This window comes from Streptomyces sp. LS1784 (assembly GCF_020103755.1).
Classification (GTDB): domain Bacteria; phylum Actinomycetota; class Actinomycetes; order Streptomycetales; family Streptomycetaceae; genus Kitasatospora.
Genome location: NZ_JAHSQD010000012.1, coordinates 34190 through 44844, shown reverse-complemented (window position 1 = coordinate 44844; position 10655 = coordinate 34190). Strand labels below are relative to the sequence as shown.

Annotated in this window: 11 protein-coding genes and 1 pseudogene; 7 read left to right on the top strand and 5 right to left on the bottom strand. The window is 69.3% G+C overall.

Annotated features, from left to right (window positions below; translation table 11 throughout):
- The coding region (locus KS423_RS03435; RefSeq protein ID WP_224274655.1) for a transposase at positions 1-123 on the bottom strand (123 nt) is incomplete at its 3' end.
- A 498-nt stretch (positions 124-621) separates the two neighbouring features.
- Here KS423_RS03435 and KS423_RS03430 point away from each other — a divergent pair.
- Together KS423_RS03430 and KS423_RS03425 are read left to right on the top strand one after the other, a co-directional pair.
- Positions 622-1746 carry a serine protease gene (locus KS423_RS03430; protein ID WP_224274651.1) on the top strand — a complete coding sequence of 375 codons (1125 nt, stop codon included), beginning with the start codon at positions 622-624 and terminating at the stop codon, positions 1744-1746.
- A gap of 62 nt (positions 1747-1808) precedes the next feature.
- On the top strand, positions 1809-2123 hold the full coding sequence (locus KS423_RS03425; RefSeq protein WP_224274649.1) for a hypothetical protein: 315 nt from the start codon (positions 1809-1811) through the stop codon (positions 2121-2123).
- A 148-nt stretch (positions 2124-2271) separates the two neighbouring features.
- Here the strand turns inward: KS423_RS03425 and KS423_RS03420 are convergent, their stop codons facing one another.
- Entirely contained in the window at positions 2272-2508 is a 237-nt protein-coding gene (locus KS423_RS03420; RefSeq protein ID WP_224274647.1) for a hypothetical protein, read from the bottom strand.
- Between the two features lie 97 nt (positions 2509-2605).
- On the opposite strand from KS423_RS03420, the pseudogene KS423_RS48375 reads away from it, so the two are divergent.
- Positions 2606-2830 (top strand): annotated as a pseudogene (locus KS423_RS48375) (hypothetical protein); the annotation flags it as partial.
- Positions 2831-2893: 63 nt separating this feature from the next.
- On the opposite strand, the gene KS423_RS03410 reads toward KS423_RS48375, so the two are convergent.
- Entirely contained in the window at positions 2894-4384 is a 1491-nt protein-coding gene (locus tag KS423_RS03410; RefSeq protein ID WP_224274645.1) for a S8 family serine peptidase, read from the bottom strand.
- Positions 4385-4709: 325 nt separating this feature from the next.
- Between KS423_RS03410 and KS423_RS03405 the strand changes: the two genes are divergently transcribed.
- Together KS423_RS03405 and KS423_RS03400 are read left to right on the top strand one after the other, a co-directional pair.
- Entirely contained in the window at positions 4710-5027 is a 318-nt protein-coding gene (locus KS423_RS03405; protein WP_224274644.1) for a cold-shock protein, read from the top strand.
- A gap of 71 nt (positions 5028-5098) precedes the next feature.
- Complete coding sequence (locus KS423_RS03400; protein ID WP_224274642.1) at positions 5099-5662, top strand: hypothetical protein; 564 nt, start codon at positions 5099-5101, stop codon at positions 5660-5662.
- A gap of 494 nt (positions 5663-6156) precedes the next feature.
- Here KS423_RS03400 and KS423_RS03395 read toward each other — a convergent pair whose 3' ends face one another.
- Both KS423_RS03395 and KS423_RS03390 read right to left on the bottom strand, forming a co-directional pair.
- Positions 6157-6828 carry a response regulator transcription factor gene (locus KS423_RS03395; RefSeq protein WP_224274640.1) on the bottom strand — a complete coding sequence of 224 codons (672 nt, stop codon included), beginning with the start codon at positions 6826-6828 and terminating at the stop codon, positions 6157-6159.
- Complete coding sequence (locus tag KS423_RS03390; RefSeq protein WP_224274639.1) at positions 6825-8438, bottom strand: sensor histidine kinase; 1614 nt, start codon at positions 8436-8438, stop codon at positions 6825-6827. Before KS423_RS03390 ends, KS423_RS03395 begins: the two co-directional genes overlap by 4 nt.
- Positions 8439-9345: 907 nt before the next feature.
- Here KS423_RS03390 and KS423_RS03385 point away from each other — a divergent pair.
- Together KS423_RS03385 and KS423_RS03380 are read left to right on the top strand one after the other, a co-directional pair.
- Positions 9346-10020, top strand: coding sequence for a response regulator transcription factor (locus KS423_RS03385; RefSeq protein ID WP_224274637.1), 675 nt, complete (start codon positions 9346-9348; stop codon positions 10018-10020).
- Between the two features lie 210 nt (positions 10021-10230).
- Positions 10231-10653, top strand: coding sequence for a hypothetical protein (locus tag KS423_RS03380; RefSeq protein ID WP_224274635.1), 423 nt, complete (start codon positions 10231-10233; stop codon positions 10651-10653).
- Positions 10654-10655 lie beyond the last annotated feature (2 nt).

Here is a 10655-nt window from a genome sequence, read left to right as displayed (position 1 = left end):
GTACAGGATGCCGTCGATGACCTGCCGGTGGTCCCGCCACCTGCCACAACGCCCGTTGCTCACCGGCAGCAGCGGCCGGAGCCGCTCCCATTGACTGTCAGTCAGATCACCCCTACTCCCCATAGTCATATCAACGACTCAACTGATCGACAGGACACGGCCTAGCTGCCGCCGCTTTCAGCGCCGGGCGGCCCGTGTTCGCGAAGGGGGCCAGCAGGACGGTTGCGACGATCAGCGGGCGATCGGTAGCCGTCTCGTTCCAGCGATCCTCATAAGGCGTTGCTTACCTGACATCTCGCCAATGGACCTCGGAAACGGTTCACTTCCCCGCGAGTCGGAACAGACCCCAATACAACGAGCCCGTCATGCACGCTCGATGAAGATAACCCAACCGCGATGGTCAACAACACCGCCGAATGGCAGGCAGGTTGACAGCCAGTGAGCTGGCACCTCCTCCTTCTTCGGCCTGACGAATAGTCGATCATTGCTCTGCGAGAGTCTCTAGCCAGCGCCGCCTGATCAGGCGGCCATGCCGGCTGGGGGGAGCCAGGTGTACTCCGCTACTCCGTTCATTCGACCCTCCACGCCCGCGTGCCATCGACGCAGATCGTGAGGTTTCCCATGCGTCTCCGCAATCCGCAAAACTCTTATGACTCGCAGGCTCCGCATGCCGCGCGGACTCCGCGGTCCTCGCTCGGGCGAACCGTCCTGGCCGCGACGGCGGTCCTGGCCCTGACAGGCTCGATCGCCGCCCCGGCCTCGGCGGCCCCCGCGGCCACCGGCCGAGCCGACGCCGCGATCGTCGGCCAGGGCGACCCCTCCCCGTACACCGGGGTGGAGCGCCTCGCCGGCGACGCCACCGACGACCCGGCGGCCGACCAGGCGGCCCAGGACTCCTGGACACCCGAGGAGATGCGGGCCGCCATCCCTATGGACCGGAAAATCGCCGACCAGCCCCAGCCGGCCGGCGATGCCACCCCGAACGGCAGCGCCGATGCCGAGGCCGCGTCGGGACCGATCGACCAGGCCTCGGCCGGCCCGGCCGAGGCCGCTGCGCCGCAGACGCAGGACGGCGTCGTGTCCCCGCGGGGGTCCTGGCCCTCGTCCGGCGTCCCAACCGTCGGTGCGATCTTCTTCAAGATCGGATTGACCAATTGGCGTTGTACCGGCACGGTCATCAACACGGCGTCCAAGAACATCATCGCCACTGCCGGCCACTGCATCTTCAAGTACGTCCCGATGCCCAGCGGCGTCTTCGTGCCGGGCTACCGCGACGGCCAGAGCCCGTACGGCAAGTGGTCGGTGAAGTCCCGCTGGATCGACACCACCTGGAAGAAGAACCGCAACCCGGACTACGACTACGGCTTCCTCGTGCTCAAGGACCAGCGCGGCCGCCGCGTCCAGGACGTGACCGGTGGGAACGGCTGGCGCACCAACGCCCCCTACTTCAACTACGTCGAGATCACCGGCTACCCGGGCAACCGCAACACCCCGCTCCAGTGCATCACCTCCACCCGCCAGCTGAAGAAGTACGCCTGGCACGTCGAGTTCCCGTGCGACGGCTTCGCCAACGGCGTGTCGGGCTCGCTGCTGATGGAGAACTTCAACAACGGCAGCCAGCTCGGCACCGCCATCGCCTCCCTCGGCGGCGTCGACGACGGCGGCAAGAGCGACAATGTCTCGTCCGCCGTGCTGTGGAACAGCCGCACGGCAGCGCTGCTCAACGCAGCGGTCCGCGGCCAGTGACCGAGTGACCGAGACCGGGGAGGGCGCGCCGGCGTCCTCCCCACCCTCACCTAGGAGCCCTCGTGAATGAGAATTCCGCCGCGAACCCATGGCGCCGTGCGGCCGCCCCGCTCACCGCGACCGTCGTCCTGGCCGTGTCCGCAACGGTCTCCTGGTTCCTCTTCCACCGCGACCTCTCCTGCTGGGGCAAGGGACCGGGCTACGTCTACGCCCAACTCGGCACGATCGTCCTGGGAGGCCTCGGCGTGCTGGCGCTGGCCGGCTCCTGGCTCGCGGTCCGCTGGGCCGCAGCCCGCACCGCCTGGATGGCCGCCGTCATCGCGGCCCTCCTCGGCCTGGCCACCATCCTGCTTGCCCACTCCCCGAACTGTGGCTGAACTGATCCTTAAGCAGCCACCTCGAACGGACTGCTGAACTTGGTCACTCGTATCGGTAACTGCCGTACGTGGAAACGACCTCCTCCTGATCATGCTCTCCGACCGAGGAACGCGCGCGATCAGCACGAAGGCCGTGAGGATGAGTCTGCTACACCATGGCGATCGAGCACTTGAGTGCCGTCCTCGGCTCACTCGTCGCCGAGGTCCCGGGAATCACCACGGTCAAGAACAACTGCTGACCGTGGTCGCCTTCGCAGCGGCCGCTGCCACCCTGACGCCGATCCCCACTGCCGCCCAGCAGGAGGCCCTCGCCCTGCACGCCGAGGGCGCCGAGGTCACGGCCGTCCGTGTTCTGCGCGACGGCACCTTCCTCGCCCTCGTCCACGGCCCGGCCGCCCTCGCCGCCCCGGTCCGGGATGGCCGCTTGCCCACCACCCCACCGAGGCCTCCGCCCGACTGGTCTGCGACCGCGACGAGACGATCCGATGCCTGCGCCGCGCCACCGACCTCGACCTCACCACCACCCACCTGCTGGTCAAGGAACTGGAGGGGCCGACCCACTGAGTCCGCCGCGCAGCATCCTGATCGTCGACCGGCACAGCACCCCGCTCACCGTCACACTGACCGGCGGGAACCGCCACGACGTCACAGAACTGCTGCCGCTCCTGGACTCGATCCCGCCGATCCGCGGCCTGCACGGGCAACCGGGGAGCGGAACCCAAGTGGCCCGCTCCCCAGCTCAGCGCTCAGGTGTCGTCGCGGTCAGCGCGTCAGCGCCACCACTGGACCGCCTTCTCGGCGTTGATGATGCCCGCGCCGTAGAAGCCGTTGTCGTCGGCGCCGCCCTCGCAGGTGGCCTTCCATTCGCCGGCGCCGCCCGGGTTGAACTCGCCGGTCGGGCACGGGTGGTAATCGGCCTGGTTGGTCAGCAGCTTGGTCAGCTCGTCCGGGCCGGCCCACGGGAAGGTGCCGGCGAGCAGCGCGGCCACCCCGGTGGCGTGCGGGGCGGCCATCGAGGTGCCCTGCATGTAGCCGTACTTGCCACCGGGGATGGTGGACAGGATGCGGCCGTCCTTGTCGGGGGTGTCCGGGATCTGGTAGTCGCGGTCGCCACCCGGCGCGGCGACGGTCACGACGCCCTTGCCGTAGCTGGAGTAGGACGCCTTGTCGCCGTTGACGCCGACCGCGGAGACGGCGATGACGCCGGGGAGCTCGGTCGGGAGCGACAGGCAGTCGTTGGTGACCGGGCGGGAGGCGGGGGTGGTGTCGTCCGGGCTGGCCACGTCGACGGTCTTGTGCGCCAGGTCGATGTTCTCGTTGCCGGCGGCGGCGATGTTGAGCACGCCCTTGCGCTGCGAGAAGGCGACGGCCTTGCGGACGGCGGCGGTGATCGCGGCCTGGTCCTTGTCGTTCGGGCAGTTGAACATCCACGGGTCGACGTAGTAGCTGTTGTTGGTCACCTTGAATTGGTGTTCGCCGGCCCAGACGAAGCCGCAGATCGCGTACTCCGGATAGATCATCCCGCCGTCGTCGACGACCTTGACCGCGGCCAGCTTGACGTTCGGGGCGATGCCGACGATGCCCTTGCCGTTCCTGGCGGCGGCGATGGTGCCGGCCACGTGGGTGCCGTGGTCACCGTCGGCGCCGGGCTGCCAGGCCTTCCAGTCGGTGTTCGGCTTGCCGCCGTCGATGCAGGAGACCGACTGCGAGGCGTCCACGTTGGCGGCCAGGTCCTCGTGCGTGGCGTCGATGCCGGAGTCCAGGACGCCGACGGTGACGTTGCGGCTGCCGAGCGAGATCTTGTGGGCCTTGTCGACGCCGATCTGACGCATGTCCCACTGGTAGGCCTCGTACGGCTCCTGGCCGGGGGCGGCGGTGCCGGTCGGCTCGGCGGCGACGTCGGCCTTGCCCTGGTCGGAGGCCTGGATGCCCTTGGTACGGCTGGCACCGACCGAGTCGACCCCCTCGACCAGGCGCAGCTTCTCGGCGAACCTGGCGTCGGTCGAGCGGGCTATGACGACGCCGACCTGCTCGTACGACTGGACGGCGGTGCCGCCGAGGCCGGTGACGGCCTGCTCGACCTTCTGCACCTGGCCGTGGTCTGCCTTGGTGTTGACGACGTAGCTGAGCAGCGGGCCGGGGGTCGGGTCGGCCGTGGGAGCCGCGACGGCGGTGCCGGTCGGGAGAGCGAGGGTGCCGACGGTGGCGAGCACGAGGCCCACTGCCGCGTAACAGGTCCGGCTGATCCGAGGAGCTCTCATTGGGGTTGGTCCTCCCGAGTCGTCATGTGGCAGCTGCGGTGTGGCAGGTGCACTGGGGTGACCGGGACGTTAATGAATATTCGCCGATAAGCGCTAGAGGTAGTCACGGACCTTCATCTCCCGGGCTGAAGTCGGCACTTCAGACGGATACGGAGGCAGCCGATCGGCTGGTTGCACCCTGCCTTTCGGCGGATTCGCAGCAGTCCTGGTTCCCGTACTCTCTTGCCGAGCGATCTCGGCCGCGGACTTCGGTTCCGGCTGAGCGGAGCAACTACTGGGTGCCCTCGCTGATGGCTCCCGCAACTGTTCAGGAAGGTGGCCAGAAATGTCCGACGACCCGACAGAGGAACTCCATGAAGGCAGTGTCCGCGAATGGCACCCCGAGGAGGGATGGGGTGTTCTGGTCACGTCGGCAATTCCGGAGCCGGTGTGGGCACATTTCTCGTGCATCGCCGCCGACGGATACCGGGAACTGACGGAGGGGCAGGTCGTCCGCTTCTCCGTGGAGCAGGCCTCGCAGGACTCGTTCAACTGGAGGGCAGTACGGGTGGAGCTTCCGGGCCAGGGCCCGACCGAGCGCGGCACCGGGCAGGACGGCGGCCCCGGGTACGTCTCGGAGCTCGACATCACATTCGACCAGTAGCTGTCCCGAGCTCAGGCAACTTTCATGGCGCAGCCCTTCTCGTACACCCTACGATCAGAATCGGATTTCTCGTGTCTGTTATCTCCGGCAAGCGACTCGCGGCCATATCGATGCCCGCCCTCGCGCTGGCTCTCTTCGCAGGCTCCGCTCCGGCACACGCCGGCGTCAACGAGGGCAGTCACACGTTCAAGATGTCTGCGCCGTCCTACAACAGGACGGACACGAACGGTACTTTCAACGGGCAGGTGAACATGGCGGGCCATGTCGGCAGGAACGCCCCCATGGCCTGGTCCTTCACGACCTCGCCGAGCATCCGGGCAATCGCCGCGGGAAACATGACCTGCAAGGCGGGTCACATGCAGCTCCCCTACAGCGATTCACACCCGAACGTCGGGGTCGATTACTTCTGGCACTCCACCGTGCCGGACAACCGCCACAACGTCAATTACAAGCTCTGGGGGAACTGCACGTTCCGGGTCAAGGTGTCCGGCCGCGCCGGGACGGCAAACCTGGGGTTCCGCTTCAACTACTCGCTCGTCGACGGCATCAGCAGGAGCTCCGTCGAGCCGGGCGCGGGCGATGCGCAGGAGGAGGCTTACTCGTCGGACCTGCAGATTGCGTACGACCCCGTGTGAGCGGGCCCTCGGGTCCCTGGTCCGGCAGAGAAACGGCAACTGACTCGGGCGGGCCCTGCCTGAGGTTCGGCGACGCCTTCCGCCATGCCGCCGTGGGGTCGTCGGGCCCACGAGCCGGATGCCCGTGCTCGGGGCCCCGTCGGCGCTGCCGGTGAACCTGATCAGCCGGGAGCCGTGGGCCGGGAGACCGGCGGCGGTCCACGTCCCGGTTGGCACGGGTCGTGGCGGGAGGGCGGGGCCGGGGCTCTGGCCTCCCGCGGCCCGAGCGGATCCCGGTGCCCCCTTGTCCCCGCACTGGTTGGAGAAACCGGCCGCGTAGCTGGAGCAGGGCACCTATCGTGCGATGACACCCGCCGCCGTGCAGACCGCTCGGTGCACGGCAGCGGCTCCGCCCTGCCGCCCGCTTCCAGTGCGCTGCCGGCACGACGGGTGAGACCACCACAGGCTGCCGCGGGCCACCGGCGCACGCGGTGCCCAGGGGCTCGGGGCCGGGCTCAGACACCGCCCAGCAGCCCCGCGTCGTGGGCGAGGATGGCGGCCTGCACACGGTTGGCACACCCCAGCTTGGCCAGCACGCTGCTCACGTGCGTCTTCACCGTGCCCGCGCCCAGTTGCAGCGATACTCCGATGTCGGCGTTGGAGGCACCGGTCCCGAGGAGGACGAAGACATCGTGCTCCCGGGCGGTGAGGCTGGAGAAGCGGCCGGGCCCCGGGTGGTCGGCGGCCGGTTCGTTGCGGGAAGCGCTCGCCGCGAGGTACCGGTCGATGAGATGGCGGGTGACACGCGGGGACACCACGGGGTCGCCGCGCACCACCGTCCGGATCGCCTGGATGAGCTCCTCCGGTGGGCTGTCCTTGAGGAGGAAGCCCGCCGCGCCGGCCCGGAGCGCGCGGGCGATGTTCTCCTCCTCGCCGAAGGTGGTCAGCATGACGACCTTCACGGCGGGGGCCAGCTCGGCGATCCGTTCGGCCGCCGACAGACCGTCCGCTTCCGGCATCCTGATGTCCAGGAGCGCGACATCGACCGGGACCCGGGTGACCAGCCGGATCGCATCGTCGCCGTTGCGCGCCTGTGCCACCACGTCGATGTCGTCCGCGCACCCGAGGACGAGCCTGATGCCGGCGCGGACCAGGTCCTGGTCGTCGGCGAGGAGCACGCGTATCACGGGCCGGGGCCTCTCGGGACGGGAATGTCGGCGGGGATCACGGTGTCCTGGACGAGCCGGCCGCCGAGGAAACAGTAACGGTGCACCGTCGGACGGGCTGCCGGCCCGTCGCCGTAGTCGGGGTAGCACGCGCGCACGGTATCGGCCGGCGCCTCGGGCTCCCGCCGCCGGACGGCCGCCTGCGCAAACGGGTCTCCGGGACCGTGGTAGCGGACGAACTCGTCGTGGGAGAGCTCGGCGGGCGGCGCAGGCGGCACCTCGCCTCCGCGGTACGGGACGAAGACGAGGGTGAAGAACTGCAGCGTGATGGTGCCGATCAGCCCGAGCACCGGTACCAGGCGGCCGGCGCTCCGGTTCAGCCACCTCTGCGGGCTGCTCGCCGCCGTCGGCCGCCCGGTGACATGCGGCAATGGTTCGGGCATCTCACCGACTGGGGTGTCCAGCGGGATGTGCGCCTCGACCGCGAAGCCTCCCTGCGCGGTCGGCGCGGTCCGCAGCGTACCTCCGAGCAGCCGGACACGTTCGTGCAGGCCGATGAGTCCGAGCCCACTGCCCGGCAGGGGCTGAAGCAGCCTCGGCACGAGCACCGGACCGTTGCGGACCCCGACCGTTACCGCCTTCCGGCCGTGGCGGACCACCACCTCGACCTCGGAAGCGGCCGCGTGCTTGTGAACGTTGGTCAGTGCCTCGCGCACCACCCGGTGCACCGCGTGTCGTACGGGCGACGCCGCGCCGGCCAGGTCGGCTCCCTGCCAGTCCAGCCTCACCATCACGCCCGCGGCCCGGGATTCATCGGCCAGCGCGGCGATGTCCGCGCGAGTGCCGCTCGCCCCGGTGAGGGGTTCGGCCGCGGCGGGCGCCGCGGCACGGAGCACCCCGAGGATCTCGCGCAGCTCCTTCATCGACTGCCGCACCGTGCTGTTCACCAGGACCGCGCTCTCGCGCAGCACGGGGCTGGTGCCCTTGCTCGCCAGGACCAGACCACCGGAGTGCAGGGCCGCCAGGCTCAGGCCGTGGCCGAGCAGGTCGTGCATCTCGCCGGCGATCCGGGCTCGCTCGTGTGACCTGGCCCGTTCCTCCGCCGCTTGCTGGGCCTGTTCGAGGTAGGCGTTGCGCTGGCGCAGGGCCGACTCAAGGCGTCGGCGCTGGCCCTCGAGTGCTCCGGCCATGCCGGGCAGCACTCCGCACACCACGGTCGAGACCATGACGACCATGATCCGCTGGTCGAGGAGCGGCGCCGAGCCGAGGACGGCACTGGCCGCGGTGACGGCAGCGGGAACTCCCAGCAGGACGGTCCCCAGGGCGAGCCTGTGGCACAGCCGGGTACAACGCTGGCCGGCCGTGTACGCCGGCACCGGCAGAACGCCGCCGGCCAGCGGATCGAGCGCCACCAGGGCCGCCGCGACCACCACGGCCGCCAGCGGGAGGCGGCGACGGGCCGTCGTCGCCGCCACGGCGCACGCGGCGACCAACAGGTTCGCCGGCGATTCGCCGAGCAGCCAGGTCCCCGCCGGCCACTCGGCCAGCCGCACGAACAGGAGGTACACGGTCAGGGAGCCCACCGCGAGGAGGCCGATATCGGCCGCGAACCGGCGTGACCGGATGCTCATGCCGGTTTGCTGTTCCTCTCCCCGCGGTCGTCCCGTCGGCTCCGCGCGCGTGTCGCTTCCAGCATGCCTGCGCGGAGAAGGGGGCGAAATCCGTGTGCCTGCCGGATATGACGTTGCCGATGTCCCACCCTGCCCAGGACACCGGCCGTGCCGCAACTGTCGCAGGACCTTCGAGAGCCGCGCACCGGGACCTCGCCGACACGATGGTGGCCGTCGGCCATGTGCGGCAGCCGCAACGGCGATGCCGGCGGAGCCGCCGCGAGGCGAGGGCGCCGGGTGGAACGGAGCGCAAGGATGACGTACTCCATGAGGGATCGGACGTGCGGCAGTGACCGTCCTGGTGCGGGCCCCAGCGGCTCGCACCGGCGGCGCTGGGACCTCGCCCGGGGCCGTCCACGGGGCCATGAGTCCGCAGGGCGGGGACCCACAGCAGTAGTTTGGCCCCCGACCGCCGGTCAGGGATCCGACCGCAGGTGGAGGCTCCCCGCGCGGCCCCCGCCGGATGGCCTCTGCCGATCGGCAGAGGCCATCCGGCGGGCCAGGTCGTGACTCTCCGTCCGAGGAACACCGCAACCGGCTGCCCGGATGCCCGAAGCAGCTCTGTAGGCCGATGTCCGGGCGCGGGCCGGTGTGTGACGGTACGGGAGCGGACGCAGCGGATCCGCTGGTGGAAGCCGGGTTCCTCGATGAGAGCCGGACCTCGGCGGTCTGTTCCGGGATCCGTCGCCCGCAGGTCCGGCGCGATGGCGGACATCCCGGCGGCGGGCCGCACGGGTGGCCGACCGCCTGCACGGGCTGGCCTCGGCCGCGTCGACGGGGCGGACGAGTGCGTGCCCGGCACAACGGGATGCACACAAAGCAGGAGCGGTGACGGGCAGGGCAACCTCGCCGGCGGGAGGCCGAGGCAGTGATTCATGTAGTGGTGGTCGACGACGAGGCTCTGATCCGGTCAGGATTGGAGCTGGTCCTGAACATCGCTGAGGACATCCGGGTCGTGGCGGCCATCAGCGGTGGTCAGGCCATGGCGGCGGTCATGGAGCACACGCCCGATCTTGTACTGCTGGATGTGCGGATGCCGGACATCGATGGGCTCACTCTTCTGCGGCGTCTGATGGAGTTGGCCGCGCCCCCCGTGGTGGCGATGCTCACTACCTTCGACCATGACGCCTACGTCGCCTCCGCACTGAGAGCCGGCGCTTCCGGCTTCCTCCTCAAGGACGTTGATCCCGACACACTCGCTTCGCAGGTGAGGGACTTGATGACAGGCAGGGTCGTGCTTTCGGCCGAGATCACCACTGCGGTGGTCGCCGGCTACCTAGAACACCACAGATGCGTGGACCGCCGGGCCCATGAGACGGTCAGCCTCAGCGAACGAGAGCGCAACATCCTGATCCTGCTCGCCGAAGGCCTGTCCAACACCGAGATCGGTCAGCATCTCCACCTGAGCATGGGCACCATCAAGGACAACATCGGAGCCCTTCTCCGCAGGCTGGGCCTGGCCAACCGTCTCCAGGCCGCCCTGTGGGCCCAGCGGGCGGGACTGCTCCCCCATGATCGGAACCCGGGCAGGCGACCTGCCTAGACGCGGCCGGCGACGCGGCGGCATGTGGTGCCCTGGCCTCGAACAATGCGTCCGGCAGTGATCATTTACGGAGCGACCCTGCCTCGGAAAGGTGTACGACCGGGCCGGTGTACGAAGGTCCCATTTCATGGGGTGAATTCCACCGTTAGGTTCGACGGCAAAGGGGAGAGCCAATCGGCTCCTCGTACTCATCGGTTCAGAGGAATTGAATTGAAGAACCTTGCAGCGGGATTCACTGCGGCAGCGATAGCGGGAAGCCTTCTTCTGGCGGGATCCGGTGCCGCCTACGCCGGGCCCCCGGTTGCGAATCCGGTGCCGGTGACCACCATTTCCGCGGGAACGGCCACGGTGGAAACGGACCCGGTCGACACCCCCGATCTCGTGGACCCGCGGCAGGACCACAACGCCATCAACTGCCGTTTCAACAAGACGGAGCAGGACCGGGAGAAGTACTGCAAGGCCCTTGAGACCAAGAAGATGACGGAAACGGCGAAGAACTGCCTGATGCGGATGGGGGTCGGCGGTGCTGCCGCGCTGGTCGTCGGGAAGGTCAACAAGAAGGCGGCCAGGGAGATCGCGGTGAACGTCGTGGGGGCCGGGGCTTCGGGCTGCCTGACGGCCCTGCTCACGTGAAC